The following is a 25106-nucleotide window of genomic DNA, read 5'->3' on the forward strand; positions in this document are numbered from 1 at the left end:
GCGCGCCTGAAAGCTCTCCGAGCCGCATCGGGCGCGCCCGGGGGACGCGCCTGCGCGTGCGGAAACGCGGACCCGCCGGGACATCCCGGGCGCGGGGTCAGCTGGCCTGGCTCACCGTGGACATGTTGAAGTCGGGCACCCGCACCGCCGGCATGATCGTCCGCTGGAAGTAGTCGTTCCACTCGCGCGGCAGCGTGCGCCCGCTCGCCCCCACCTCCGTCAGCCGCCCCAGCAGGTCGACCGGGCTCTCGTTGAAGCGGAAGTTGTTCACCTCGCCCACGACCTCACCGTGCTCGACCAGGTAGACGCCGTCTCGGGTCAGCCCGGTCACCAGCAGCGTCTGCGGATCGACCTGGCGGATGTACCACAGGCAGGTGAGCAGCAGCCCGTGCCGGGTGGAGGCGATCATCTCCTCCAGCGAGCGCCCGTCGCCAGGCGCCGACATGATCAGGTTGTCGATCCCGGGCGTCACCGGCAGCCCGCTCAGCTCGGCCGAGTAACGCGTCTGCTGCAGCGCCTCCAGTCGCCCTTCCTTGATCCAGTCGGTCGGCCCCAGCGGCAGCCCGTTGTCGAACACCGAGTTGCCCCTGCTGGAGGCGTGCGCGGTCACGAACGGCGCGCACGAGACGCCCTCGGCCCCGGGGTCGCTCGACAGCGAGACCGGCAGCGCGCCCAGTTCCTCGCCCACCCGGGTGCCCCCGCCGGGCTTGGCGAACACCGAGCGCCCGTCGAGCGCGTCCCTGGCCTCCGCCGACCAGTACAGGTAGATCATCAGGTCGGCCACCGCACTCGGCGGCAGCAGCGTCTCGTAGCGGCCCGCGGGCAGGTCCACCCGGTTCTTGGCCCACTCCAGCCGCTGCGCCAGCCCGTCGCCGAGCGCGGAGACGTCGATGTCGGTGAAGTCGGGGGTGGACACGCCGGCCCACGCGGAACGCTTGAGGTCGCCGGACTTGGCGTTGAGCTCCAGCCGCCCGGTCGGCTGGTCGTGCCGCAGCCGCACGCCGGTGGACGTGCCGAGGAACGTCGAGGTCAGCGAGTGCTCGGCGAACCCGTACAGCTTCCTGCCGCCCGACTCGGCCGCCGCGAACGCGTCGCCGAGCGCGGGCGCGAACGCCTCGAACACCCCGATGTCGGTCGGCCGGACCTCCTCGTCCCAGTGCGGCGCGGCGGAACCCGGCTCGACCAGCGGGCGGGCGTCCTCGGCCGGCCGCGCGTCACGCGCCGCCGCGTCGGCCGCCGCCACCACGCCGGCGAGCTGCTCATCGCGTACGGCCGCCCGCGACACCACCCCGACGCCCTGCCCCGCGATCGAGATCACGGTCAGCCGGGCCGAACGGGCGACGCCGTTGGTGGTCAGCGTGTTGCCCGCGAAGCGCAGGTTGGCCGTGGACTCCTCGTCCACCAGCACCACGCAGCCGTCGTTGCGGGAGAGCCGCAGCGCCCTCTCCACCATCTCCTGCGGCCTCAATTGTTGCCCTCCTGCACGGTGTTGAGGATCCGGACACCCCGGAACAGCGCCGACGGGCAGCCGTGGCTGACCGGCGCGACCTGCCCCGGCTGGCCCTTGCCGCAGTTGAACGCGCCGCCGAGCACGTACGTCTGCGGCCCGCCGACCGCCTCCATCGACTGCCAGAAGTCGGTGGTCGTCGCCTGGTAGGCGAAGTCCTTGAGCTGCCCGTCGAGCCGGCCGCCGGTGATCCGGTACGCCCGTTGCCCGGTGAACTGGAAGTTGTACCTTTGCATGTCGATCGACCAGCTCTTGTCGCCGACGATGTAGATGCCCCGCTCGACGCCCGCGATCAGCTCGTCGGTCGAGGGCCCGCCGGGGGCCGCCGCCAGCGACACGTTCGCCATGCGCTGGATCGGCGTGTGGCCGGGCGAGTCGGCGAACGCGCACCCGTTGGACCGGCCGAGCCCCTTCAGCCGCGCCATCCGCCGGTCGAGCTGGTAGCCCACCAGGATGCCGTCCCTGACGATGTCGAAGCTCTGCCCCTGCACGCCCTCGTCGTCGTAGCCGACCGTGGCCAGGCCGTGGGTGACGGTGCGGTCGCCGGTCACGTTCATCGCGGGCGAGCCGTAGACGAGCTCGCCGAGCTGGTCGAACGTGGCGAAGCTGGTGCCGGCGTAGGCCGCCTCGTAGCCGAGCGCCCGGTCGAGCTCGGTGGCGTGGCCGATCGACTCGTGGATGGTCAGCCACAGGTTGGACGGGTCGATGACCAGGTCGTACTCGCCCGCCTCGACCGAGGGCGCGGCCAGCTTCTCCGCCAGCAGCTCGGGCAGCCTGGCCAGCTCGGCCTGCCAGTCCCACCAGGTGCCGGTCAGGTATTCGTAGCCCCGCCCGACCGGCGGCGCCAGCGTCGACATGTCGTCGAACCCGCTCTCCGACGCCTTCATCGCGTTGAGCGCCGGATGCACCCGCACCCGCTGCTGCGTGGTCGACGTGCCGGCCGTGTCGGCGTAGAACTTCTGCTCCTTGACCTGCAGCAGCCGCGCCGAGACGTGGTCGGCGCCCTTCAGCAGCCCGGCCGACCACTCGGCCAGCAGGCTCACCTTGTCGGCCTGGGCCACCTCGAACGGGTCGACGTCGTACGCCGACACCCACACCGCGCCGGCGTGAACCGGCTCGGGCGCCAGCTCGACCGGCTCGCGGTTGATCGGCGCGCTCACCTCGGCCACCCGCACCGCCTGCTCGGCCACCCCGGCGGCGGCCTCGGGCGTCAGCAGCACGCCGGCCGCGAAGCCCCACGTGCCGCCCTTGACGACCCGCACGGCGTAGCCGAGGTCGTCGGCGTCGAGCGAGCCTTCGAGCCGGGCGTCGTAGAGGCGCAGCGTCTCCGCCCTGACGCGTTCCAGGCGGAAGTCGGCGTGCTCGGCGCCCAGGTCACGAGCACGTTGCAAGGCGGCGTCCGCGAGCTGCCGCAGCGGCAGCTCCAGGAAATCGGGGTCGATCTGGCGCATGTCCACGATCCTAACCCTGCGATCTTGTCTCACCCGGACAAGCCGGTACCCGCCGGTAGGGGATAGCGTCAGATCCCATGGCACGCTCTGTACTCGTCACCGGGGGCAATCGCGGCATAGGCCTCGCGATCGCCCGTGAACTCGCCGCGGCAGGCGACGCCGTCGCGGTCACCTACCGATCGGGGGAGCCGCCCGAGGGCCTGTTCGGCGTGCGCTGCGACGTCACCAGCACGGCCGACGTCGAGGCCGCCTTCGACAAGGTCGAGGCCGAGCACGGCCCGGTCGAGGTCCTGGTCTCCAACGCCGGCATCACCAAGGACACGCTGCTGGCGATGATGAAGGAGGAGACCTTCACCGACGTCATCGACGCCAACCTGACCGGCGCCTACCGCGTCGCCAAGCGGGCGATCAGGCCGATGATGCGGCTCAAGCGCGGCCGGGTGATCCTCGTCTCCTCCGTCGTCGGCCTGAGCGGCCAGGCCGGGCAGACCAACTACGCGGCCTCCAAGGCGGGCCTCATCGGCTTCGCCCGGTCCATGGCCCGCGAATACGGCTCGCGCAACATCACGGTCAACGTCGTCTCGCCCGGCTTCGTGGCCACCGACATGACGGCCGACCTCGACACCGAGGCGATCGTGGCCAACATTCCCCTCGGCCGGCAGGCGGCCCCCGAGGAGATCGCGCGCGTCGTGCGCTTCCTGGCCGGCGACGACGCCTCCTACATCACCGGCGCGGTCATCCCCGTCGACGGCGGACTTGGAATGGGGCACTGACAATGGGACTTCTCGACGGCAAGCGGATCCTCGTGAGCGGCGTGCTGACCGACGCCTCGATCGGGTTCGCGGTGGCCAAACTGGCCCAGGAAGAGGGCGCCACGGTCGTCCTGACCGGCTTCGGCCGCCTCAGCCTGGTGGAGCGCATCGCCAAGCGGCTGCCGGAGCAGGCGCCGGTGCTGGAGCTCGACGTCCAGAACACCGACCACCTCGACACGCTCGCCGCCCGGGTGGGCGAGCACGTCGACGGGCTCGACGGCGTCGTGCACTCGATCGGCTTCGCCCCGCAGTCGGCGATGGGCGGCAACTTCCTCAACACCTCGTGGGAGGACGTCGCCACCGCGCTGCAGGTGTCGACCTACTCCTACAAGTCGCTGGCCGTGGCCTGCCTGCCCCTGATGAAGGAGGGCGGGGCGGTGGTCGGGCTCGACTTCGACGCCTCCAAGGCCTGGCCGGTCTACGACTGGATGGGCGTGGCCAAGGCCGGCCTCGAGTCCTGCAACCGCTACCTGGCCCGCGACCTGGGCAAGCAGAACATCCGCGTCAACCTGGTGGCGGCGGGTCCGCTGCGCACCATGGCGGCCAAGTCGATCCCCGGCTTCCGCGAGTTCGAGGACAGCTGGCCGGAGAAGGCCCCGCTGGGCTGGGACCTCGGCGACACCGGCCCGACGGCCAGGGCCTGCGTGGCGCTGCTGTCCGACTGGTTCCCCGCGACGACGGGCGAGATCGTCCACGTCGACGGCGGCGTCCACGCCATCGGCGGCTGACCCCGCCCAGCTCATCCGGCTGGTCAAGGCCGGCTGTTTCAGGCCCGGCCGGTTCAGGCCAGCCGGTGCCGTCCGTTCGAGCCGGCCCGCGCCGGCTCGAACGGGATCGACTCCGTGGGCTCCGTACGGTGCCGCCGCTGCTGCACGATCCGGGTCGCCAGCACCGCCGAGCCCAGCAACGCGATCGTCAGCACCGTCCCCAGCACGTCGGAGGCGGGCGGGCTGGGCCGTACGACCCGCTGATCCTGCATCGGCACCGCGAGCTCGTGCGAGAACGGGTTGGGCCACAGCAGGTCCACCCGGGGCTCCTCGGCGTGGGCCGTCTCCTGCTTCGGCGTTGGCCGGACGGTGTACGCCTGCGGGGGCGGGCTCTGCGGGCGGGTGACCCGCGGCTGGGCCGGGGCCGAGGCGGTCGCCGTGGCGGTCGCGGCCCCCTGGCGGGGCCGCCGCTTGTGCCCGGCCGACGGCTCCGGCGTGGGCGGCGGGGTGAGCCGCTCGACGCCCTGCTGGTTGGCGCAGGCCAGCACCGGCAGGCAGTCCTCCCCTGAACGGCCGGGATCGGCCGTCCTGCTGGATCTGGGCCGCGGCGTCGAGGGCGTCGTGGCCGGCCGGTCGGGCGTGGACCTCGTGGTGGGCACCGCCTCGCCCACGCGGCCGAGCACTTCGTCGGTGGTCTTGTCCACCCCGTCGGTGAGCGGCTGCGTGGCGCCGCCGGTGAGCGTGTCGACGGTGCCGGTGACCGCGCCCACGACGTCGCACAGCGTGTTGGTCACCCCGGCGAGCAGGCCACCGTCGCGCGTGCAGTCCTGGGCCGCGGCCGAGGCGGCAGGCGCCGCCACCGGGACGGCCGCCAGCGCCACCGCGAGAACTCCAGCCGAGATCGCGGTCCTGCTCCCCATCCGTCCCCTCCTGCGTCGCTTCTGGAGGAAATCTTTATGGACATCGGACCTCAGACGCAGGCTTTTCGCGGGTAACGTTGCGATTCGGTACCGACTAGTGATACGCGAGAAGGGCTCTCGTTTCCCGGCGGCCGCCTCAGAGCCCTGGGGGCCATGGGGGCACGGCCGGTCAGTCGAGGGACGACACGTCATCGAGGGCCTCTCGGATCTCTATCGGCAGCACCACGTCCTCCGCCGGGAGGATGCCTTTGAGCTGCGCATGCGTACGGGCCCCGACGATGGCCGAGGCGATCCCCGGTTGGTCGCGTACCCAGGACAGGGCCACCGCCAGCGGCGACACGCCGAGCCCGTCGGCGGCGGTCATGACGGACTCGACCACCCGGCGCGACCGTTCGTCCAGATAGGGGCGGACGAAGTCGGCGAAGTGCGGGGTCGCGGCGCGTGAGTCGGCGGGGACGCCGGTGCGGTATTTGCCGGTCAGCACTCCGCGCCCGAGCGGCGACCAGGCCAGCACGCCGACACCCAGATGGGCCGCGGCGGGCAGCAGCTCGCGCTCGGGCTCGCGGGCCAGCAGCGAGTATTCGGCCTGGGCCGCGGTGATCGGGATGCGGCCGGGGATCATCTTCTGGGTGACGGAGGCGGCGGCCAGCTGCCAGCCGGCGTAGTCGCACACGCCCGCGTAGACGGCCCGGCCGGAGGAGACGATCGCGTCGAGCGCGGCGAGGGTCTCCTCCAGAGGCACCTCGGCGTCGTAGGTGTGCAGCTGCCACAGGTCGACGTAGTCGAGCCCGAGGCGGTTGAGCGAGTCGTCCACCGCGGCGATCAGATGGCGCCTGGAGGCGTCGCGCGGCCGGCGGCCCGTCGGCGTCACCACGGCCTTGGTGGAGATCACCAGCTCCGAGCGCGGCACGGAGTCGCGCAACATCCGGCCCAGCAGCCGCTCGGCGTCGCCGCCGGTGTAGACGTCGGCCGTGTCGACCAGGTTGCCGCCCGCGTCGAGGAACGTGCGGAGCTGGGCGGCGGCCTCGTCCGCGTCGGTGTCACGCCCCCAGGTCATCGTGCCGAGCCCCACCCGGGACACCGACAGGCCGCTCAGGCCGACATAGCGCTGCTCCATGATCCCGCCAGGTTACCGTCCAGGTCGATTAAACGTTGTGATCGACGCCTGCGACACTTACGTGATGACCACGCTGCTTCTGGCCCGGCACGGGCTGACGGACCTCACCGGGCCGGTGCTGGCCGGCCGTACCCCGGGGGTGCATCTGAGCGAGGCGGGAAGGGCGCAGGCCGCCGCGCTCGCCGGGCGCGTCGCGAGCGTCAGGCTCGACGCCATTGTCTCCAGCCCGCTCGAGCGCTGCCGGGAAACGGCGCAAGCGGTAGCGGAAGGACGGGAGACGGACGTCTCGACGGACGAACGTTTCATCGAGTGCGGTTACGGCACGTGGACCGGCCGGCCGCTGAAAGAACTGGCCGAGGAGCCGCTGTGGCAGGTCGTGCAGGCCCATCCGAGCGCGGCGACGTTCCCTGAGGGGGAGCCGCTGGCCGTGATGCAGCACCGGGCCGTGGCGGCGGTCAGGGAGTGGAATCAGCGCCTCGGGAGTAAGGGTGTCTACCTGGTCTGCAGCCACGGAGACGTGATCAAGGCGATCGTCGCGGACGCCCTGGGCCTGCACCTCGATCAGTTTCAGCGCATAACCGCTGATCCGGCGGCCCTCACCGTCATTCGCTATGCCCCCTTGCGCCCCTTTCTTCTCAGGCTTAACGACATGGGGGATTTGAGGCTTCCTGAGGATTCGGAGGAGAAAGACGGGGGAGAAAACATCACCGGGAGCGATGCCGCCGTCGGCGGCGGGCCCGGAACCACGTAAGGTCAGGCTATGCCGGTCTTCGACTACGACCCACCAGAGAGGTTCGTCGCCGGTGCCTTGGGGCAACCAGGCGCACGGGTCTTCTATCTGCAGGCCAGGGCCGAGGGCAGACTGACCACGGTGGCGCTGGAGAAACTGCAGGTGGCCGCGCTCGCGGGCAGGCTGGACGAGCTGCTCGACGAGGTGCTGCGGCTCAGCGGGGGCACCGCCCAGGTGCCGGCGCTGGCCCCGGCCGACCTGGCCGACGACGCGCCGCTCGACGTGCCGCTCGCGGAGGACTTCCGCGTCGGCACCATGGCACTGACCTGGGACGCCGAGAAGGCGCAAGTGGTGATCGAGGCGCAGGAGGCCGTCGACGAGGACGATCTCGAACGGCCCGATCCCGCGGTGCTGCGCGTGCGCATCAGCGCGGGGGCGGCCCGCGCCTTCACCCAGCGGGCCCTGCAGATCGTCGCGGCGGGCCGGCCGCCGTGCCCGCTGTGCGGGCAGCCACTCGACGCCGCCGGGCATGTCTGCGTCCGTCTCAACGGCTACCGCGGGGGTGAGGCGGCTTCATGACCGCTCCGGAGAGCGAACCGGCCGTCAAGCACTCCCAGCCGCAGCTGATGCGGGACGAGGAGGCGCTGACGCTGCTCCGTGACGGGAGCATCGAGGTCGCGGGCCGCCTCGTCGAGGCGACCAACATGACGCTCTACTGCTCGGTCAAGCTGGGCGCGCGCTCGGCCGCCTGCGTCTACAAGCCCGTACGCGGCGAGCGCCCCCTGTGGGACTTCCCCGACGGCACCCTCGCCGCCCGCGAGGTGGCCGCCTTCGAGGTCTCGCAGGCCACCGGCTGGCGCATCGTGCCGCCCACGGTCTACCGCGAGGGGCCGTTCGGGCCGGGCATGTGCCAGCTGTGGATCGACACCGAGCGCGAGATCGACCTCATGCGGCTGGTCAAGAGCCGCAACCCGGTGGTGCGCCGGATGGCGGTGTTCGACGCGGTGGTCAACAACGCCGACCGCAAGGGCGGTCACCTGCTGCCGCTGCCCACCGGGCACGTCTACGGGGTCGACCACGGCGTCTGCTTCTCCGCCGAGGACAAACTCCGCACGGTGCTGTGGCAGTGGCGCGGCAAGCCCCTGGCCCGCGAGGCGGTGGCGGTGCTGGCCAAGCTGGAACGCGACCTCGAGTCCGGCTCCCTGGGGCGCAGGCTGCGCGAGCTGCTGACGCTGGCCGAGGTCGAGGCCACCTGGCAGCGGGTCAGGCGGCTGCTCGACACCGGCGTGCATCCGTACCCGTCGGAGGGGTGGCCCGCCATACCCTGGCCCCCCATTTAACAGAGCGCAAACCCGTTTATTACCCTTTGCCTCATGTGCACGCTGATCGTGAAGACCGGGCCGCGGCTGACGCTCATGGGCGTGCGCGACGAGTTCGCCGATCGCCCGTGGGAGGGGCCGGGGGAGCACTGGCCCGACTACCCGGGCGTGATCGGCGGGCGCGACCTCAAGGCGGGCGGCACCTGGCTGGCCGTTCATCCGGCGGCCCGCCGCGCCGCGGCGCTGCTCAACGGGCACGGCCGGGCCGCCGAGGAGACGACCAAGGTCTCGCGGGGCGACCTGGCGCTCAAGGCCGCGTACACGGGAGAGCTGCCCGAAGGCGACCTGACCCGCTACGACCCCTTCCACCTGGTGCTCGCCGACCTGACGCGGGTGCGGCTGCTCAGCTGGGACGGCGAGCGGCCGGTCCGCTCCGACCTGCCCGCCGGCACCAGCATGGTCGTCAACTCGGGCCTGGACGACGAGAGCGAGCGGGTGCGCGCCTACCTGCCCCGCTTCCGTGACAGCGACGACTGGCGCGCGCTGATCGAGGAGGAGCCGTCCGCCGACCGCGGCGCGCTCATCATCCGGCACGAGCTGCCCGACGGCCGGCTCTTCGCCTCCCTGTCGGTGATGGAGGTCGCGATCGAGCCGGGCGAGGTCACGTACGAGTTCACCGACCTGACCGCCGATCGGGACGGATAGGCTCAAAGGCATGAGATCGTGGTCTGCCCAGAACGTTCCAAAGCTCCCAGGTGAGAGCATTCCGCTGAGTCTCTACGACACCTCCGCCAAGCAGGTGCGGCAGACCGACCCCGGCCCCACCGCCAGGATGTACGTCTGCGGCATCACCCCCTACGACGCCACCCACCTCGGCCACGCCAACACCTACCACGCCTTCGACCTGGTGGGCCGCGTCTGGCGCGACGCCGGCCACGAGGTCCACTACACGCAGAACGCCACCGACGTGGACGATCCGCTGCTGGAACGGGCGGAGCAGACCGGCGTCGACTGGCAGGAGCTGGCCGAGCGCGAGATCGAGCTGTTCCGCGGTGACATGGAGGCGCTGCGGATCCTGCCGCCGCGCGAATACGTCGGCGTCACCGAGGTCGTCGGCCGGGTGGCGGACCTGATCGCCAAGCTGGGCGCCAAGGGCGTCACCTACGACCTCGACGGCGACGTCTACTTCAGCGTGGCCGACGCCCCCAAGTTCGGCCAGGTGTCCGGCTACGACGAGGCGCAGATGACCGCCCTGTTCGCCGAGCGCGGCGGCGACCCCGAGCGGCCCGGCAAGCGCGACCCGCTCGACTGGCTGCTGTGGCGCGCCGAACGGCCGGGGGAGCCCGCCTGGGAGTCCCCGCTGGGCCGGGGCCGCCCCGGCTGGCACATCGAGTGCACCACGATCGCCCTCGACCACCTGGGGCCTGGCTACGACGTGGCGGGCGGCGGCTCCGACCTGATCTTCCCGCACCACGAGTGCGGCGCCTCCGAGGGGCACGCCGCGACCGGCGAGTGGCCGTTCGCGAAGTTCTACACCCACGCCGGCATGGTGGCGCTCGACGGCGAGAAGATGTCGAAGTCGAAGGGCAACCTCGTCTTCGTCTCCAGGCTGCGGCGCGAGCACGACCCGATGGCGATCAGGCTCGTCCTGCTGGCGCACCACTACCGCGCCGACTGGGAATACGTGCCGGAGCTGATGGCCGAGGCCGAGCGCAGGCTGGCGCGGTGGCGCTCGGCCACCGCCCTGGCGTCGGGGCCGCCGGCGGACGAGCTGCTGGCGACGGTCCGCGCCCGGCTGGCCGACGACCTCGACTCGCCGGGCGCGCTGGCCGCGATCGACGCCTGGGCCGAACGCGCCCTCACCGCCGGCGGCCCGGACTCCGCCGCCCCCGCCCTGGTCAGAGACCTCGCCGACGCCCTGCTCGGCGTCGCACTCTGACCTGCCGCCCCTGGCCGGCGCCCTGCTCGGCGCCGGGCTCTGATCCACTGCCCCTGGCCGATGCCCTGCTCGGCGACACGCTCTGACCCACCACCCCTGAAGGCCCGGCCGGAAACGGCCGGGCCTTACCTGTTGCCGGCCCTTCGACCGGCTCCCGTGCGAGGAGCGATTCTGCCGTGCTAGCCTGATTGTCAGTTGCACTGATGATTTGAAGGGCTGACAATGATCCTCATCACCGGCGGGCTGGGCTTCATCGGCACGGCCACCACCCGCGCCCTGCTCGACCTGGGCGAATCCTGCGTGCTCGTCCAGCGCCGCCCCGCCGAGGTCCCCGCCGCCTTCGCGGCCGAGGCCGGCGAGCGGCTGTTCGTCGAGCGGGCCGACCTCCACGACGAGCGCGCGCTGCTCGGCCTCGGCGACCGCTACAAGATCACCGGCATCCTGCACCTGGCCGGCTCGATGCCGTGGCCGGCCGGCGGGCACGAGCCGCTGGAGGGCGCGGAGCGGGCGATCAAGAGCTTGCTCAACGTCTACCGGGCCGCCCAGGAGTGGCAGGTGCGCCGCCTCGGCCTGGCCAGCACCATCGGCGTGTACGGCGGCGCCGGCGTCGCGGAGGGCCCGCTGGCCGAGGACCTGCCGCTGCCGATGACCGCGCCCCACCCCATCCCCGGCTTCAAGAAGATCGCCGAGCTGCTGGCCGACCACCTGCGCCAGGTCATCGACCTGGAGACCGTCAGCTACCGCATCGGCGCCATCTGGGGCCCGCTCGGGCACAACCCGTCGCCGTTCTTCGCCGCGCCCCAGCTCGTCCACGCCGCCGTCCACGGCACCGCGCCCGACCTGTCCACGCTCAGAGGCGGCGCCCACGCCGGCGACGGCATCGACCTGTGCTACGTCAAGGACTGCGGCCGCGCCCTCGCCCTGCTCCAGACCGCCGACCGGCTCCGGCATCCCACCTACAACGTGTCCTCGGGACGCCTGACCACCAACGGGGAGGTCGCCGCGGCGATCAGGAAACTCGTCCCCGGCGCCGGCGTCGACCTCCCCGAGGGCCGCGACCCGGCCGCGGGCCGCACCTGGCTCGACACCACCCGGCTGCGCGCCGACACCGGTTTCGAGCCCGAGTACGACACCGAGCGCGGGGTCGCCGACTACCTCGCCTGGCTGCGCGCCGGCAACGAGCGCTAGACGACCTCGACCCGCTCGACCGGATCGAGGCGCCGGACGGCGCCCAGCTCGCCCGCGAACCACTCGATCGTGAGCCGCAGCCCCTGGGCGGCGGGCACCCGCGCCCGCCAGCCGAGCCGCTCGGCCGCGAGCGTCGTGTCCGGCCGCCTGACCTTGGGATCGTCGACCGGCCGCTCGATGAACCTGAGCTCCGACGACGACCCGGTCAGATCCCTGATCAGGGTGGCCAGCTCCAGCATGGTCAGCTCGTCCGGGTTGCCTATGTTGACCGGGCCGGCGAAGTCGCTGCGGGCCATGGCGAGGATCCCCGAGACGGTGTCCTCGACGAAGCAGATCGACCGGGTCTGCGAGCCGTCCCCGCTGATCGTGATCGGCTCGCCGGTCAGCGCCTGGCGGATGAACGTCGGGATGGCCCGGCCGTCGAACGGGCGCATGCGCGGGCCGTAGGTGTTGAAGATGCGCACGATCCCCGTGTCGGTGCCGCGCGACTGGCGGTAGGCGGTGGTCAGCGACTCGGCGAAGCGCTTGGCCTCGTCGTACACGCTGCGCGGCCCGACCGGGTTGACGTTGCCCCAGTACGTCTCCTTCTGCGGGTGCTCCAGTGGATCGCCGTACACCTCGCTGGTCGAGGCGAGCACGAACCTGGCGCCCTTCTCCCTGGCCAGCCCCAGCGCGTGCAGTGTGCCGACGCTGCCCACCCGCAGGGTCTCGATCGGATAGCGCAGGTAGTCGGCCGGCGAGGCGGCCGAGGCGAAGTGCAGGACGAGGTCGAGCCGGTGGGGGACGTGCACGTACCCCGTCAGGTCGCACTCGATGAGCCGGAACTCCGGCCGTTCCAGCAGATGCTCGACGTTGCGCGGCCCGCCGGTGAGGAAGCTGTCCATGCAGACGACCTCCGCACCCTCGTCCAGCAGCCGCTCGCACAGATAGGAGCCGAGGAACCCGGCGCCCCCGGTGACCAGAGCCCTCATGACGTGACCTCCAAGGCAGCCTCGACCACTTCAGATACCTCGATCCGCAACAGGCCCGGGTCCACCCGCTCCCCGTGCGGATCACCCGTCCTGCCCGCCCACAGCGGCACGTGCCGCCAGCCCGGCGGCGGCCCCCACAGAGCGGGGGAGACCGGGCCGAACAGCACCACCGACGGCACACAGAAGGCCGTGGCCAGATGGGCCACGCCGGTGTCGCCGCAGACCACCAGCCGCGACCTGCTGACCAGGTCGATCAGGTCGGCCAGGCGGGTGCGCCCGGCCAGCATCCGCTCGGGCGGCAGCCCGGCCAGCTCGGCCACCTTCGCGGCCAGTGGCACCTCCGCCTCGTTCCCGGTGACGACCACGTCGTCCAGCGCCGCGGCCACCTCGGCGAACCGCTCGGGAGGCCAGCGCCGCGCCGGGTACGCGGCGCCCGGATGGACGATCGCGGGCCCCGTACGGTCGGAGACGCCCAGCGTCAGGTCCGCCGGGTCGGCGGGGATGCCGTGCCACTCCAGCAGGCCGCACCAGCGCCGCACCTCGTGCACGCCGTCCTGCCACGGCGGGCCGGTGCCGAAGCCGATCAGCCGCCCGGGATCGGTACGCCGCAGCGCCTCGATGCTCTGCGGCCCCTTCCCGTGCAGGTTGACCGCGATGTCCGGCCGCTCGAACGGCACCGGACCCGGCCCCGACACGTCCACCTGGTCGTCCACCGCGCCGATCAGCGGCAGCAGGTCGCCCAGCGCGCGCGGGGCGGCCAGCGTGATGCGGTGCCCGGGAAAGGCCTGGCGCAGGGCCCGCAGGGCGGGCACGGCCGTGAGCAGGTCGCCCAGGCCGAGCCCGCGCAGCGCCAGCAGCTCTAGGGCCATGACGTCTCCGTGGACGGGCAGACGACGAGCTCTCTCACCTCGCAACCCGCGGGCTGCCGCAGCGCGAACACCACGGCCTGGGCCACGTGCGCCGGATCGTTCAGCCCGGCCTCCGGGCCCGGTTTGTACTGTTCCGGACGGCCGTCGAAGAAGCTCGTCCGCATGCCGCCGGGGATCAGCAGGGTCACCCCCACCTCCCCGCGCGTCTCGATCGCCAGCCCCCTGGTGAAGCCGACGACGCCGAACTTCGAGGCCGAGTACGCCGAGGCGTCGCTGAGCGGCCGCAGCCCCAGCGTCGAGGCACAGGTGACGACCTTGCCGCGGGTGTGCTTGAGGTACGGCAGCGCCGCCCGGACGACCGCGGCCGTGCCCAGCAGGTTCACCTGGATCACCCGCTCCCAGTCCGCGGCCGGCACGTCCTCCAGCCGCCCGCACGCGTCGATGCCGGCCGCCGTCACGACGGCGTCCAGGCCGCCGGCCCGCTCGGCCAGCTCGCGCACCGCCCGCTCGGCCTCCCCGCGATCGGCCAGATCCGCCGTCACGTGCTCGAAGCGCTGGTCGGGCTCGCGGACGTCCACGACGAGCGCCTTCCAGCCCTCCTTCTCCACGGCCTCGGCCGTGGCCAGGCCGAGCCCGGACGCGCCCCCGGTGATCAATACGTTCACTGGATCTCCCTGATCAGATTGGTTGTCGAACGCCCCGGCAGCGTGCTCAGCACGACGATCTCCGCGCCGAGCCTGCCGAGGACCTCGGACTCGGGCAGCGCCTCCCCCTCGTAGTCGCCGCCCTTCACCCACACGTCGGGCCGCAGCTGCTCGATGACGGCCGCGGGGGTGTCCTCGTCGAACACCACCACCGCGTCCACGCAGCCCAGGGCCCGCAGCACCTCGACCCGGTCGTGCACGTCCACGACGGGCCTGGCCGGGCCTTTCAACCGGCGTACGGAATCGTCGGAGTTGACGCAGACGACGAGCGCGTCGCCCAGCGCCCTGGCCCGCCGCAGCAGGCTCACGTGGCCCGCGTGCAGCAGGTCGAAGCAGCCGCCGGTGGCGATCAGCCGTCCGCCGTGGGCCCGGGTGAGCCCGGCCACCTCCAGCGCCGTGCGCGGCCGGTCGCCGAGCCGCTGTTCCCGCACCCGCACGGACGCGGCGCCGCCGCGCTCGACGAAGCGCGAGGCCTCGGCCACGCCGATCGTGACCGCCTCCTCGACACCCGCGCCGGCCAGCAGTGCCAGCGCCACGGCGCCGGCCAGGCGGTCGCCCGCCCCGCAGGCGTCCCGGCCGTGCGCCCGCAGCGGGCACGGTACCCGGGTCAGCGCGCCGCCCCCGACGGCCAGCGCGGCTCCGCGCTCGCCGGTCGTGACGGCCACCGCCGCCGCCCGCAGCTCCCGTACCAGATGGCGGGCCGCCTGGTCGGGGCCGTGGTAGCCGGACCGGCACCACGCCCTGGCCTCCGCCTCGCTCGGCGTCAGCAGGGCGCAGCCCGGCATCGGCTGCTCGCCGAGCGGATGCGGGTCCCACACCACCGGCACGCCGGTGCCGCGCAGCAGCTCGCGGGCCATCCTGGCCACGCCTCTGCCGTAGTCGGAGACCAGCACCGCGCCGGCCGCCGCGATCGCCCCGGCCGCCTGCGCGGTGGCCGAAGGACGCGCCCTGCCGTCGCCGGTGTCCAGCCTGACCAGCGTCTGGCCGCCCGACCTGACCCGCGTCTTGCGTACGGTGCCGCCGCGCAGGGCCAGCCCGACCAGGTCGAGCTCCCGCGACAACAGCCCGCACAGCCGGTGGCCGTCGGCGTCGTCGCCGAGCGCGGTGATCAGCACGACGTCGGCGCCGTCCCTGGCGGCCAGCAGCGCCGCCAGACCGGCACCGCCGGGACGGGCCTGCTCCGCCGACACCGCCACCACCGGCACGGGAGCGTCGGGGCACAGCCGTTCGGCGTCGCCCTCGACGTCCACGTCGAGCAGGGTGTCGCCGATGACGACGAGCGGCCCGTTCCTCACAGCGCCTCCTCCACCGCGTCGCACAGCAGGTGGATCAGCGCCAGGTGCACCTCCTGGACAGTGGCCGTCTCCGCGGCGGGCACGGCGACGGCCTCGTCGCACAGCTCCGACAGCGGGTTCGGCCCCGGCCCCGTCATGCCCCACGCCGTCATCCCGGCCACCCGGGCCGCCCTGGCCGCGGCCAGCACGTTCGGGCTGCCGCCGCTGGTGGACAGGCAGATCAGCACGTCGCCCTCGCGCCCGTGCGCGAGCACCTGGCGGGCGTAGACCTCGTCGGCGCCGAAGTCGTTCGCGATCGCCGTCAGCGACGAGCCGTCCGCGTGCAGCGGGATCGCCGCGTACGGCCGCCGGTCCTGCCGGAACCTGCCGACGAGTTCGGCCGTCAGGTGCTGGGCCTCGGCCGCCGAGCCGCCGTTGCCGCAGGCCAGCAGCCTGCCGCCGGCGGCCAGCACCCCGGCCAGCCGGCCGCCCCAGGCCCGGACGGCGACCGCGTGGTCGTCGACCTTCTCCAGGGTGTTCCAGAGCTTCTCCAGATGGGCATCCATGATCAACCCCCCAGGGCCGCCAGCCGGCCGACCTTTCTGTCCATGACCTGCGTGTACACGGCCTCGGTGCGTTCGGCCACCCGCGGCCAGCCGTAGCGCTCGCGGGCCCGGCGGGCCCCCGCCGCGCCGAGCTCCGCCCGCCGCCCGGCGTCGCCGAGCACCTCCTCGATCGCCCTGGCCAGGGCGCGCGGCCGGCGCGGCGGCACCAGCACGCCGGCGCCGGCGACCGTGTCCAGGTGACCGCCGACCGCCGAGGCCACGACCGGAACGCCGCACGCCATGGCCTCCACCGGCACCATGCCGAACGGCTCGTACCAGGGCACCGACACCACCACGTCGGCCGAGCGCATCAGCGCGGGCACGTGCGTGCGCGGCACACTGCCGATGACGTGCACGCGGTGGCCCATCCCGTACCCCTCGGCCAGCTCGCGCAGCCGGACGGCCTCCTCGTCGCCGTGGCCGCCGCCGGCGATCACCAGGTCGGCGTCGGGCAGCTGACGCATCGCCCGCAGCACGGTGTCCACGCCCTTGCGCGGCACCATCCGGCCGATGCTGAGCACGAGCGGCCGTTCCGTACGCGGCGCCACCGGCCCGTCCGGGCGGAACGCCTCCAGGTCCACCCCGCACGGCACGACCGCGATCCGGTGCTCGGGGATGCCCATCGCGCACAGCTCGCGCACCTCGTCGCCGCACGTGGCCAGCACGGCGTCGGCGCGCAGGCCGATCTCGCGCTCGGTCTCGATCCGGTGCGCCGGGCTGGTGTCGGCCTCACCCTGCCAGCGGCGCTTGACCGTGCCGAGCGCGTGGAAGGTCTGCACCACCGGGATCCCGCCGGCCGCCCGCAGCGCCGCCTGCCCGCTCATCCAGAAGTGCGCGTGCACCACGTCCGGCGGCCGGGCCGCCCAGCTCCGGGCCAGCCGCTCGGTGAACTCCGGCATGTACGCGGGCAGCTCGTCCTTCGGGACGCGTTCCGCGGGGCCGGCCGTGACGTACTCGACCGTGACGCCCCCGGCCAGCCGCACCGAGCCCGGCTGAGCCGCGGACGAGCGCCGGGTGCGCACGACGACCGTGTGCCCCCGGTCGGCGAGGGCCAGCGCCAGCCTGGCGACGTGGACGTTCTGGCCGCCGGAGTCCACCCCGCCGATCGCCGCCAGCGGGTCCGCGTGCTCCGAGATGAGATCGACCTTCACTGCGTCAGCTCCCTCACTGCCTTGACCACTTGCTCGCTCGTCACTTGGGACAGGCACGGGTGCCCGGGTACCGGGCAGACGCGCGCCCTGCTGCCACGGCAGGGCGCGCGCTGATCGCCCAGCAGCACCGTGGGCACGCCGTACGGGGCCCACCGCGCCGCCGGGACGACGGGGGAGAACAGGCTCACGACCGGGGTGCCGACCGCCGCGGCCAGGTGCGCGGGGCCGGTGTTGCCCGCCACGAGCACGCCGGCGCGTTCGATCACGGCGGCCAGTTCCGCGAATGTGGTCACGCCGCCCAGGTCGACGGCGACGTCGGCGGCCACGAAGGCGGTGAGGTCACGTTCCGTTCCGGTCACGACGACCTGGTGCCCGTCCTCCGTCAGCTCCTTGACCGTCCGCCGGTGGCTCTCGGCGGACCAGGTCCTGGCGGGGGCCGATGTCCCCGGGTGCACCACGACGTACGCGCCTTTGTCGGCATCGGCGCCGACGCCTAGACAGTGCCCTAGAAATTTCGCTATATCCGGCAATGGCCGCTGAACAGCGAGTTTGCCGTCGTCGCCATCCTCCAGCCGGAACCCGGCGGCCTCGGCGACCGCCAGCATCCGCTCCGCCTCCGGCACGTCCACGCTCTCGTCCACCTGGTGGCGCACGTCGAGCAGCGAGCCCGGATAGTCGTTGCTGATCGCGCTGATCCTGGCCACCCCCGCCAGCCTGAGCAGCAGCGCCAGCGGCAGCGCCGACTGGTGGAACGAGGTCAGCAGCACCGCCTCGTCCACGCCGCCGAGCCGATCGGCGAGATCGCCGACCAGCTTCCTGGTGACGGGTGGCGGGGTGTGGTCGATCCACGGGGCGTCCCAGGTGATCACCCGGTCCACGCCGGGCAGCACCTCGGCCGCGGCCCGCCCGTTCGGGCCGGCCAGGAAGACCACCTCCCGGGCCCGCGTCCGCACGGCCCGCACCGCCGGCCCGGCCAGCAGCACGTCACCGGCGTCGTCCAGCCGCGCCACCAGCACACACCCCCGATCCCGCGCCCCCCGCTCCGCCCGGCCCCGGCTCCGGGCACTCCGGCTCGGAGCATCCGGGTTCGCGGTGCCGCGGCTTGGGTTCTTGGTCCTGACCGGTGGGTCAGGGGTGGTGTGGTCCGAGGCCGGGCGTCTCATCGGCGCACCTTCCATTCCCCCCGCAGCCGGTGCGCGACAGCGACCGGCGGGATCAGCACACTGGTGACGGCCATCCGCAGCACCTCGGCCGGAGTCCGCGGCCCCGGGGCGATCCGCCGCCACGCGAACTCCGCGGTCAGCACCGCCCACGCACCCCCGGCGGCCACCGCCAGCACCGGCACCACCCGAGCGGCCGGGGCAGGCCCGAGCGGCCGGGCGGAGACGCGTGACCGCCTCCAGGCCGGCCGCCTCCAGGCCCGGACAGGCGGCGCGGCGGCGGCCGTGGCGGCGGTGAGGAGCAGCGCCGTGAGGCCGGCCGCCGTCGTGGCGGCGTGCGTGCGCAGCCGGCCCGGCGCGCCGCCGATGGCCGCGCGCCACGCCGGGCCGTGCAGCCGCCGCATGAGCGCGTCGTCGGCGTTGCCGCGCTGGAAGCGCACGCTGGCCCAGAACCCGTCGGCCCGCACCGGATGCTCCGTCACCCGCTCGCCTCGCACCAGCCGCCATCCGGCCCGCGTCATCCGCAGCGCCAGGTCGGCGTCCTCCCGGTACGCGCGGGGAAAGCGCTCGTCGAACCCGCGGGAAGCCTCGAGCGCGGCGCGCCGGTAGGCCATGTCGGCCGTCACCCACAGCGCCCCGGCCAGCCCGGCGGTGTTCCGCTCGGCGTCGGTGGGCGGCCGCCCGGCCGGCAGCGGCACCACGACGCGCCCCTGGCTGCCGCCCACGTCGTCGGGCAGGTCCACCAGGTCCTTCCAGACCGCCTCGGCCCACCCGGGCCGGGGCAGCACGTCGTCGTCCAGGAACACCACCCACGGCGTGTCCGCGGCCCGCCATCCGGCGTTGCGCGCCGCCGCCGGCCCCCGTCCGCCCGACCGCACGACACGTACGCGATCGGGCAGCCCGAGCGGCGCGGGCGCGCCCTTCCTGTCGTCCACCACGATCACCGGCAGGCCAGGACCCACGGCCGCCAGCGTGGCGGGCAGCGTGGCCCGCCCGACGGTGGGGATCACCACGGTGATCACGAGCCGAACACCTCCCCGCGCCGCACCAGGTAAGGCCCCAGGACCAGCACGTCCACCGGCGCGGAGCCGAAGCACTCCAGCGCGTCGCGCGGATCGTCCACCATGGGCCGCCCGGCCGTGTTGAGGCTCGTGTTGACCACCACCGGCAGCCCCGTCCGCGCCTCGAACTCGATCAGCACCCGCGCCATCAGCGGCTGCTCACGCGGCGAGATCGTCTGGATCCGGGCGGTCCCGTCCACGTGCACGACCGCCGGGATGCGCTCGGCCCAGCCAGGCCGCACGTCGTGGACGAACAGCATGTACGGCGACGGCACCGGCCCCCGCCCGAAGATCTCCGCGGCCCGCGACTCCAGCACCATCGGCGCGACGGGCCGGAACTGCTCACGCCCCTTGACGTCGTTCAGCCGCTCGGTGTTGCGCGCGTGTCCCGGATGCGCCAGCAGCGAACGCTGCCCCAGCGCCCGCGGCCCGTACTCCGAACGGCCCTGGAACCAGGCCACGATCCGGTCGGCGGCCAGCTCGGCGGCCACCGCGGCGGCCAGGTCGGCCGGGCGGGTGTGCGGCACCCGCGCCACGTCCAGCCACGCCCCGAGCTCCTCGTCGGTGAAGCCGCGCCCCAGCGCCGCGCCCGGCATCGGCCCGGCCGGCTCCCCGTACGCCTGCGCCAGGTGCAGCGCCCCGCCGAGCGCCGTGCCGGAGTCGCCGGCGGCCGGCTGCACCCACACCTCCGCGAACGGCCCCTCGTCCAGCAGCCTGGTGTTGGCCACGCAGTTGAGCGCCACGCCGCCGGCCAGGGCCAGCCGCCGCGCGCCGGTCCGCTCGTACAGCCAGCGCACCAGCTCCAGCAGCACCTCCTCCAGCCGGGCCTGCACGCTGGCGGCCAGGTCGGCGTGGTCGGAGGTCCAGGCGGCGCCCTTCGGCAGCGCCTTGGCGTAGACGTTCCAGTCGACCGGCTCGACGCGGAACCCGCCGTCCCCCGTCGTGTAGATCACCTCGCGCAGCGCCTCCAGGTGACGGGGATCGCCGTAGGAGGCCATCGCCATGACCTTGTACTCGTCGCTGGAGCGCAGGAAGCCGAGGTGCTCGGTGACGTCCTCGTACATCAGGCCCAGGGAGTGCGGCAGCTCCTGCGCGGCCAGGACCTCCAGCTCGCCGCCCCGGTACGCGCCCGCCAGGTGCGAGACGCTCTCGCCCCGCCCGTCGCACACCAGGACCGCGCAGTCGCGCCAGGGGGAGGCCAGCCCGGCCGAGGCGGCGTGCGCCACGTGGTGCGGCACGTACGAGACCTGGCCGGGGTCGAGACCGGGCAGCGCCGTGGCGAGGAAGGCGGGCGCGCGCACCGCGTACCTGGTGCGCAGGTCCTCCCAGTCGCCCTCCGGCTTCCCCGTCACCAGGGACGGGTCGTAGGAGTAGGCGACGACGTCGATGTCCTCGGGGGAGAGCCCCGCCTCCCGCAGGCACCACGCGGCCGCCTGCTCCGGCAGCTCCCACGCGGAGAACGCGAGCGGCCGCTTGCCGTGCTTGCGCCGGCTGAAGCGCTCCTCCTCCGCCGCGGCGACGATCCTCCCGTCGGCCACCAGCGCGGCGGCCGGGTCGTGGAAGATCGCGTTGATGCCGAGAAACTTCATGGGTCCTCCCGCTGCCGATGTCGAGAACCGCTACCGAGAGAAGCGGCTCTCAAACCTGGCCATGCCTCTGACGTGCGAAAAAGGGCGCGGCCAGCGGCAGTTGGTCACGTTGCGTAGTTGTTTGTCGGGTCAGGGTCCGGGTAGCTGCCCGGCACGCGACGGAGGTGGATGGTGTTCGAAAAGCGACGTCCCGGCGCCGTGCTCTTCGATCGGGACGGCACCTTGATCAGGGACGTGCCGTACAACGGCGACCCGGCCCTGGTGGAGCCCATGCCGGGCGCGGTCGAGGCACTGGGCAGGCTGCGACGGGCCGACGTGGCGGTGGCCGTGGTCACGAACCAGTCGGGGGTCGCCAAGGGCCTGTTGTCACCGGACGAGATGGATCAGGTCAACGCCAAGGTGGAGGAGCTGCTGGGGCCGTTCGACGCGTGGGCGATCTGCGTGCACGACGACACCGACGGCTGCACCTGCCGCAAACCCGCTCCCGGCCTGGTGATCAGGGCCGCTGCCGTGCTGGACGTGAGTCCCCGCGACTGCGTCGTCGTGGGCGACATCGGCCGCGACATGGAGGCCGCCAAGGCCGCCGGGGCCAGGGGCATCCTGGTGCCGACCCCGCAGACGCTCGAAGCGGAGATCCGCCTGGCCGCCGAGGTCGCGGACGACCTGACCGACGTCGTGGACCGCGTGCTGAGCGACGCCGACGGTCCCGTCGTGGCCGCCTCGGCGCCCTGGGCCAGGGCCATGGGCTGGAGCCGCTGGTGAGGATCCTCATCTGGCACGTGCACGGCGCCTGGACCAGCGCGTTCATCAGGGGTTCGCACGACTATCTGCTGCCGCTCGTTCCCGGGCGTGGTCCTGACGGCCGGGGGCGGGCGGCCACGTACGACTGGCCGGAACGCGCCCGCGAGGTGCCCTGGGACCGGCTGCGCCACGAACCCGTGGACGCCGTCGTCTACCAGCGCCCGCACGAGATCGACCTGGCCCGCGAATGGCTGGGACGCGACGTGCCCGGCGTCTACGTCGAGCACAACACCCCGGCCGGAGACGTGCCCCGCACCCGCCACCCGCTGGCCGGCCGCGACGACATCACGCTCGTGCACGTCACCCACTTCAACGAGCTGTACTGGGACAACGGCCGGGCGCCGACCCGCGTCGTCGAGCACGGCGTGCCCGACCCCGGCCACCTCTACACCGGCGAACTGCCCAGGGCGGGCGTCGTGGTCAACGAGCCGGTACGCCGCACCCGGGTCGCCGGCACCGACCTGCTGCCCCGCTTCGCCGAGCGGGTGCCGCTCGACGTGTTCGGGATGAAGGTGGACGGGCTCCCGTACGGCACCCACGAGGACCTGCCCCAGCACGTCATGCACGCCGAGCTCGCCCGCAGGCGCGTCTACCTGCATCCTTACCGGTGGACCTCGCTCGGCCTGGCCCTCATCGAGGCCATGACCCTGGGCCTGCCTGTGGTCGCGCTGGCCGCCACCGAGGCGATCGAGGCCGTCCCGCCCGAGGCCGGCGTGCTGTCCACGAAGGTGCACGTGCTCGCCGACGCGCTGCACGCCTACGTCTCCGACCCGGAGAGCGCGGGCCAGGCCGGCAAGGCCGCCAGGGCCGCCGCGCTGTCACGGTACGGGCTCGGCCGGTTCCTGGCCGACTGGGATCGCCTGCTCGCCGAGGTATGACGCCCGGGGCGATGGGTAGGCGCGAGGAGCATGATGACGATGCACGGCTGGACCCGCAGGGCGGCCTGTCTAGACCTTGATCCTGAACTGTTCTTTCCCATCTCCGTGGAAGGCCCGGGTCACTCCCAGGTGGAGCGGGCCAAGCAGGTGTGCGGGGGGTGCCCCGTACGGGAGCCCTGCCTGGAGTACGCGCTGGAGACCAGCCAGGCGTACGGCGTCTGGGGCGGCACCGACCCGGCCCAGCGGCGCGCGATGAGCCCGCAGACCCAGCCGGCCGCCGGCCGGCGGCAGTGAGATGAGCTCCTTACCCGGCCGCGGGCGTGGCGTCAGGCCGCGGGCTTGGTGTGGGACCGGGGCTTGGTGTCAGACGGAGGGCATGGTCTCAGGCCGCGGGCTTGCTGTCAGACCGCGGGCAGGGCCTCGGCCAGGAACCGTTCGCGATCACCCGCGTCGAGATGATCGCTGAACAGCACCCCGTCGAGATGATCGGCCTCATGCTGCAGCACCCTGGCCAGCGTGCCCAGCGCCCGAACGGTCACGGGCTTGCCGAACATGTCACGGCCACGCGCTGTGACCATGTAGGAACGTTCCAGTGGCCACCACACGCCCGGCGCGGACAGGCACGCCTCATCGGCCGTCACCCGTCGCTGTGACAACTCCAGCCGCGGATTGACCAGATGGCCCGACTTGCCGTCGTAGGAGTAGACCACCACCCGCACCGGCTCCCCGATCTGCGGAGCCGCCAGACCGGCGCGGCCCGAGCCCGCCCGCATCGTCGCCGTCAGCGACTTCACCAGCCGCCGCAGCTCCCGATCGAAATCCTGGACCGGCGCCGCAACGGAACGCAGCACCGGATCGTCGAACACGCGAATAGGCCGGACCGTCACCCGTAACTCCCCGATCGGCGGCGTCGTCACCAAGAACGTTTCCCGCCCGCGCCCGCGGCCAATCGCGAAGGTCCTGCCTTGTAGCACAGCGGTAACAGAAGAGACCCAGGGGTGAAACCCCGCGAAAGGAGTATCGGAGGGTGATCTCACTTGCGTCACACGCGCCTGTGATGCCTGGCCGGGCGCTCGGGGCCCGGCCAGGCATCGACGACTACCTGGAGGTGCAGGCATGAGCGCGGCTCCTCTTGAGGGCGGCTCCTCCCCGGAGACGGCGCCCGACGCCCTGGCGGGCTTCACCGTCGGGGTGACCGCGACCCGGCGGCGCGAAGAGTTCGGAGCGCTGCTCGAACGCCGCGGCGCCCGCGTGGTCAGCGCCCCCGCCATCCGCCTCGTCCCCCTGGCCGAGGACGCCGACCTGCTCGCCGCCACCCGCGAGAGCCTGCGGGCCCCGCTCGACGAGGTCGTGGTCACCACCGGCGTCGGCTTCCGCGGCTGGATGGCCGCCGCCGAGGGCTGGGGCCTGTCCGCCGACCTCGGCGAGCACCTGGCCAAGGCCCGCCTGCTCACCCGCGGCCCCAAGGCCAGGGGAGCGGTGCGCGCCGCCGGGCTCAACGACCACTGGACCCCCGCCACCGAGTCCTGCTCCGAGGTCAAGGAGTACCTCCTGGAGCAGGACCTGCGCGGGCGCCGCATCGCGGTGCAGCAGCACGGCGAGCCGCTCAAGGAGTTCGTGGACGACCTGCGGGCCGCCGGGGCCGAGGTGATCGAGATCCCGGTCTACCGCTGGCTGCCGTACCGCGACATCTCGCCCCTGCGCCGCCTCATCACCCAGACGATCTCCGGCTCGGTCGACGCCGTCGCCTTCACCAGCGCCCCCGCCGTGCACGCCATGCTCGGCGCCGCCAGGGCGGAAGGGCTGGAGGAGGCGCTGCTGGCCGCGTTCGGCGGGCCCGTCGTGGCCGCCTGCGTGGGCCCCGTCACCGCTGACCCGCTCACCTCGCGCGGCGTGCCCACCCTGCAACCCGACCGCTCACGGCTCGGCGCGCTCGCCCGCGCCCTGGCCAGGCACCTGCCCGAACACGGCGTCACCCGGCTCACGGCCGGCGAGCACCGGCTGGAGATCCGCGGCCACGCGGTCGTCGTGGACGGCGAACTGCGCCCGCTGCCGCCCGCGCCGATGGCGGTGCTCAAGCGTCTGGCCGACAAGCCCGGCCATGTGGTGTCGCGAGCCGACCTGCGTACGGTGCTGCCCGGCAGTGTGGCCCGCGACTCGGCCGAGCACGCCGTCGAGATGGCCATCACCCGCCTGCGCCGCGCCCTGGGGCCCGGCGGAATCGTCGAGACGGTGGTCAAACGCGGCTACCGCCTCGCCTGCCTGTACGAAACCGGCCTCTGACCCTCCATCACCCGTCCACCGTCCTGACCGGGTCGCCGTCCTGACCGGGTCGCCGTCCTGACACCCGGTC

At 73.3% G+C, this 25106-nt stretch carries 26 protein-coding genes; 12 read left to right on the forward strand and 14 right to left on the reverse strand.

Annotation, left to right across the window (positions count from 1 at the left end):
• Positions 1 to 97: 97 nt before the first annotated feature.
• Both OIE67_RS13025 and OIE67_RS13030 read right to left on the reverse strand, forming a co-directional pair.
• Positions 98 to 1468: a metallopeptidase TldD-related protein gene (locus OIE67_RS13025; RefSeq protein WP_326639890.1), complete on the reverse strand. Its 1371-nt coding sequence runs from the start codon at positions 1466 to 1468 to the stop codon at positions 98 to 100.
• The gene (locus OIE67_RS13030) at positions 1465 to 2958 is read right to left on the reverse strand and encodes a TldD/PmbA family protein (RefSeq protein ID WP_326639892.1); all 1494 of its coding nucleotides are present in this window, start codon (positions 2956 to 2958) and stop codon (positions 1465 to 1467) included. The genes OIE67_RS13025 and OIE67_RS13030 overlap by 4 nt, the downstream gene beginning before the upstream one ends.
• 77 nt (positions 2959 to 3035) lie before the next feature.
• On the opposite strand from OIE67_RS13030, the gene fabG reads away from it, so the two are divergent.
• Together fabG and fabI are read left to right on the forward strand one after the other, a co-directional pair.
• The gene (gene fabG / locus OIE67_RS13035) at positions 3036 to 3731 is read left to right on the forward strand and encodes a 3-oxoacyl-ACP reductase FabG (RefSeq protein ID WP_326639894.1); all 696 of its coding nucleotides are present in this window, start codon (positions 3036 to 3038) and stop codon (positions 3729 to 3731) included.
• Between the two features lie 2 nt (positions 3732 to 3733).
• Positions 3734 to 4498, forward strand: coding sequence for an enoyl-ACP reductase FabI (gene fabI, locus OIE67_RS13040; RefSeq protein ID WP_106250165.1), 765 nt, complete (start codon positions 3734 to 3736; stop codon positions 4496 to 4498).
• A gap of 53 nt (positions 4499 to 4551) precedes the next feature.
• Here fabI and OIE67_RS13045 read toward each other — a convergent pair whose 3' ends face one another.
• Together OIE67_RS13045 and OIE67_RS13050 are read right to left on the reverse strand one after the other, a co-directional pair.
• Positions 4552 to 5397: a hypothetical protein gene (locus tag OIE67_RS13045; protein ID WP_326639897.1), complete on the reverse strand. Its 846-nt coding sequence runs from the start codon at positions 5395 to 5397 to the stop codon at positions 4552 to 4554.
• Positions 5398 to 5566: 169 nt separating this feature from the next.
• Positions 5567 to 6514 carry an aldo/keto reductase gene (locus OIE67_RS13050; protein WP_106250162.1) on the reverse strand — a complete coding sequence of 316 codons (948 nt, stop codon included), beginning with the start codon at positions 6512 to 6514 and terminating at the stop codon, positions 5567 to 5569.
• A 64-nt stretch (positions 6515 to 6578) separates the two neighbouring features.
• Here OIE67_RS13050 and OIE67_RS13055 point away from each other — a divergent pair, with 64 nt between their 5' ends.
• From OIE67_RS13055 to OIE67_RS13080, 6 genes are all read left to right on the forward strand, one after another.
• Positions 6579 to 7265, forward strand: a complete 687-nt coding sequence (locus OIE67_RS13055; protein ID WP_106250243.1) for an MSMEG_4193 family putative phosphomutase — start codon at positions 6579 to 6581, stop codon at positions 7263 to 7265.
• Positions 7266 to 7274: 9 nt separating this feature from the next.
• A complete protein-coding gene (locus OIE67_RS13060) occupies positions 7275 to 7823 on the forward strand; it encodes a DUF3090 domain-containing protein (protein WP_106250161.1) in 549 nt (182 codons plus the stop codon).
• Positions 7820 to 8584, forward strand: a complete 765-nt coding sequence (locus OIE67_RS13065) for an SCO1664 family protein (protein WP_106250159.1) — start codon at positions 7820 to 7822, stop codon at positions 8582 to 8584. The genes OIE67_RS13060 and OIE67_RS13065 overlap by 4 nt, the downstream gene beginning before the upstream one ends.
• A 33-nt stretch (positions 8585 to 8617) precedes the next feature.
• Positions 8618 to 9268, forward strand: a complete 651-nt coding sequence (locus OIE67_RS13070; RefSeq protein WP_326639904.1) for an NRDE family protein — start codon at positions 8618 to 8620, stop codon at positions 9266 to 9268.
• A gap of 10 nt (positions 9269 to 9278) precedes the next feature.
• Positions 9279 to 10502 carry a cysteine--1-D-myo-inosityl 2-amino-2-deoxy-alpha-D-glucopyranoside ligase gene (mshC, locus tag OIE67_RS13075; protein WP_326639907.1) on the forward strand — a complete coding sequence of 408 codons (1224 nt, stop codon included), beginning with the start codon at positions 9279 to 9281 and terminating at the stop codon, positions 10500 to 10502.
• Between the two features lie 222 nt (positions 10503 to 10724).
• Positions 10725 to 11690 carry an NAD-dependent epimerase/dehydratase family protein gene (locus OIE67_RS13080; protein WP_106250155.1) on the forward strand — a complete coding sequence of 322 codons (966 nt, stop codon included), beginning with the start codon at positions 10725 to 10727 and terminating at the stop codon, positions 11688 to 11690.
• On the opposite strand, the gene OIE67_RS13085 is transcribed toward OIE67_RS13080, so the two are convergent.
• From OIE67_RS13085 to OIE67_RS13125, 9 genes are all read right to left on the reverse strand, one after another.
• Entirely contained in the window at positions 11687 to 12661 is a 975-nt protein-coding gene (locus OIE67_RS13085; protein WP_326639910.1) for a UDP-glucuronic acid decarboxylase family protein, read from the reverse strand. The genes OIE67_RS13080 and OIE67_RS13085 overlap by 4 nt on opposite strands.
• Positions 12658 to 13530: a glycosyltransferase family 9 protein gene (locus OIE67_RS13090; RefSeq protein WP_106250151.1), complete on the reverse strand. Its 873-nt coding sequence runs from the start codon at positions 13528 to 13530 to the stop codon at positions 12658 to 12660. Before OIE67_RS13090 ends, OIE67_RS13085 begins: the two co-directional genes overlap by 4 nt.
• The gene (locus OIE67_RS13095; protein WP_106250150.1) at positions 13521 to 14195 is read right to left on the reverse strand and encodes an SDR family oxidoreductase; all 675 of its coding nucleotides are present in this window, start codon (positions 14193 to 14195) and stop codon (positions 13521 to 13523) included. The genes OIE67_RS13090 and OIE67_RS13095 overlap by 10 nt, the downstream gene beginning before the upstream one ends.
• Positions 14192 to 15529 (reverse strand): D-glycero-beta-D-manno-heptose 1-phosphate adenylyltransferase, encoded by a 1338-nt coding sequence (gene rfaE2, locus OIE67_RS13100; RefSeq protein WP_326639914.1) that lies wholly within the window; start codon positions 15527 to 15529, stop codon positions 14192 to 14194. The genes OIE67_RS13095 and rfaE2 overlap by 4 nt, the downstream gene beginning before the upstream one ends.
• Complete coding sequence (locus OIE67_RS13105) at positions 15526 to 16074, reverse strand: D-sedoheptulose-7-phosphate isomerase (RefSeq protein WP_106250146.1); 549 nt, start codon at positions 16072 to 16074, stop codon at positions 15526 to 15528. The genes rfaE2 and OIE67_RS13105 overlap by 4 nt, the downstream gene beginning before the upstream one ends.
• Positions 16075 to 16076: 2 nt before the next feature.
• Positions 16077 to 17264 carry a glycosyltransferase gene (locus OIE67_RS13110; RefSeq protein ID WP_326639919.1) on the reverse strand — a complete coding sequence of 396 codons (1188 nt, stop codon included), beginning with the start codon at positions 17262 to 17264 and terminating at the stop codon, positions 16077 to 16079.
• Positions 17261 to 18280: a glycosyltransferase family 9 protein gene (locus tag OIE67_RS13115; RefSeq protein ID WP_326639921.1), complete on the reverse strand. Its 1020-nt coding sequence runs from the start codon at positions 18278 to 18280 to the stop codon at positions 17261 to 17263. Before OIE67_RS13115 ends, OIE67_RS13110 begins: the two co-directional genes overlap by 4 nt.
• A gap of 143 nt (positions 18281 to 18423) precedes the next feature.
• Complete coding sequence (locus OIE67_RS13120; RefSeq protein ID WP_326639923.1) at positions 18424 to 19446, reverse strand: glycosyltransferase family 2 protein; 1023 nt, start codon at positions 19444 to 19446, stop codon at positions 18424 to 18426.
• Positions 19443 to 21074, reverse strand: coding sequence for a carbamoyltransferase family protein (locus OIE67_RS13125; RefSeq protein WP_106250142.1), 1632 nt, complete (start codon positions 21072 to 21074; stop codon positions 19443 to 19445). Before OIE67_RS13125 ends, OIE67_RS13120 begins: the two co-directional genes overlap by 4 nt.
• Before the next feature lie 168 nt (positions 21075 to 21242).
• On the opposite strand from OIE67_RS13125, the gene OIE67_RS13130 reads away from it, so the two are divergent.
• From OIE67_RS13130 to OIE67_RS13140, 3 genes are read left to right on the forward strand one after another with little or no spacing between them, the layout of a single operon-like run.
• The gene (locus OIE67_RS13130; protein ID WP_326639926.1) at positions 21243 to 21836 is read left to right on the forward strand and encodes a D-glycero-alpha-D-manno-heptose-1,7-bisphosphate 7-phosphatase; all 594 of its coding nucleotides are present in this window, start codon (positions 21243 to 21245) and stop codon (positions 21834 to 21836) included.
• Positions 21833 to 22753, forward strand: coding sequence for a glycosyltransferase (locus OIE67_RS13135; protein ID WP_326639929.1), 921 nt, complete (start codon positions 21833 to 21835; stop codon positions 22751 to 22753). Before OIE67_RS13130 ends, OIE67_RS13135 begins: the two co-directional genes overlap by 4 nt.
• A 30-nt stretch (positions 22754 to 22783) precedes the next feature.
• On the forward strand, positions 22784 to 23047 hold the full coding sequence (locus tag OIE67_RS13140) for a WhiB family transcriptional regulator (RefSeq protein ID WP_435876222.1): 264 nt from the start codon (positions 22784 to 22786) through the stop codon (positions 23045 to 23047).
• A gap of 107 nt (positions 23048 to 23154) precedes the next feature.
• On the opposite strand, the gene OIE67_RS13145 is transcribed toward OIE67_RS13140, so the two are convergent.
• Positions 23155 to 23670, reverse strand: coding sequence for a peptide deformylase (locus OIE67_RS13145; protein ID WP_326645347.1), 516 nt, complete (start codon positions 23668 to 23670; stop codon positions 23155 to 23157).
• 199 nt (positions 23671 to 23869) lie between these two features.
• On the opposite strand from OIE67_RS13145, the gene OIE67_RS13150 reads away from it, so the two are divergent.
• On the forward strand, positions 23870 to 25036 hold the full coding sequence (locus OIE67_RS13150; RefSeq protein WP_326639931.1) for a uroporphyrinogen-III synthase: 1167 nt from the start codon (positions 23870 to 23872) through the stop codon (positions 25034 to 25036).
• Positions 25037 to 25106: the final 70 nt, after the last annotated feature.

It is taken from the genome of Nonomuraea fuscirosea (assembly GCF_035917475.1).
Classification (GTDB): domain Bacteria; phylum Actinomycetota; class Actinomycetes; order Streptosporangiales; family Streptosporangiaceae; genus Nonomuraea; species Nonomuraea fuscirosea.

What these genes read in the sequence shown, in the direction of transcription:
- OIE67_RS13055 (WP_106250243.1), top strand. Translation starts at nt 6,579, where the DNA reads ATGACCACGCTGCTTCTGGCCCGGCACGGGCTGACGGACCTCACCGGG.
- fabI (WP_106250165.1), top strand. Translation starts at nt 3,734, where the DNA reads ATGGGACTTCTCGACGGCAAGCGGATCCTCGTGAGCGGCGTGCTGACC.
- OIE67_RS13085 (WP_326639910.1), bottom strand. Translation starts at nt 12,661, where the DNA reads ATGAGGGCTCTGGTCACCGGGGGCGCCGGGTTCCTCGGCTCCTATCTG.
- OIE67_RS13045 (WP_326639897.1), bottom strand. Translation starts at nt 5,397, where the DNA reads ATGGGGAGCAGGACCGCGATCTCGGCTGGAGTTCTCGCGGTGGCGCTG.
- OIE67_RS13030 (WP_326639892.1), bottom strand. Translation starts at nt 2,958, where the DNA reads ATGCGCCAGATCGACCCCGATTTCCTGGAGCTGCCGCTGCGGCAGCTC.
- OIE67_RS13070 (WP_326639904.1), top strand. Translation starts at nt 8,618, where the DNA reads ATGTGCACGCTGATCGTGAAGACCGGGCCGCGGCTGACGCTCATGGGC.
- OIE67_RS13050 (WP_106250162.1), bottom strand. Translation starts at nt 6,514, where the DNA reads ATGGAGCAGCGCTATGTCGGCCTGAGCGGCCTGTCGGTGTCCCGGGTG.
- OIE67_RS13130 (WP_326639926.1), top strand. Translation starts at nt 21,243, where the DNA reads ATGGTGTTCGAAAAGCGACGTCCCGGCGCCGTGCTCTTCGATCGGGAC.
- OIE67_RS13125 (WP_106250142.1), bottom strand. Translation starts at nt 21,074, where the DNA reads ATGAAGTTTCTCGGCATCAACGCGATCTTCCACGACCCGGCCGCCGCG.
- OIE67_RS13090 (WP_106250151.1), bottom strand. Translation starts at nt 13,530, where the DNA reads ATGGCCCTAGAGCTGCTGGCGCTGCGCGGGCTCGGCCTGGGCGACCTG.
- OIE67_RS13060 (WP_106250161.1), top strand. Translation starts at nt 7,275, where the DNA reads ATGCCGGTCTTCGACTACGACCCACCAGAGAGGTTCGTCGCCGGTGCC.
- OIE67_RS13065 (WP_106250159.1), top strand. Translation starts at nt 7,820, where the DNA reads ATGACCGCTCCGGAGAGCGAACCGGCCGTCAAGCACTCCCAGCCGCAG.
- mshC (WP_326639907.1), top strand. Translation starts at nt 9,279, where the DNA reads ATGAGATCGTGGTCTGCCCAGAACGTTCCAAAGCTCCCAGGTGAGAGC.
- OIE67_RS13080 (WP_106250155.1), top strand. Translation starts at nt 10,725, where the DNA reads ATGATCCTCATCACCGGCGGGCTGGGCTTCATCGGCACGGCCACCACC.
- OIE67_RS13140 (WP_435876222.1), top strand. Translation starts at nt 22,784, where the DNA reads ATGATGACGATGCACGGCTGGACCCGCAGGGCGGCCTGTCTAGACCTT.
- OIE67_RS13150 (WP_326639931.1), top strand. Translation starts at nt 23,870, where the DNA reads ATGAGCGCGGCTCCTCTTGAGGGCGGCTCCTCCCCGGAGACGGCGCCC.
- fabG (WP_326639894.1), top strand. Translation starts at nt 3,036, where the DNA reads ATGGCACGCTCTGTACTCGTCACCGGGGGCAATCGCGGCATAGGCCTC.
- OIE67_RS13105 (WP_106250146.1), bottom strand. Translation starts at nt 16,074, where the DNA reads ATGGATGCCCATCTGGAGAAGCTCTGGAACACCCTGGAGAAGGTCGAC.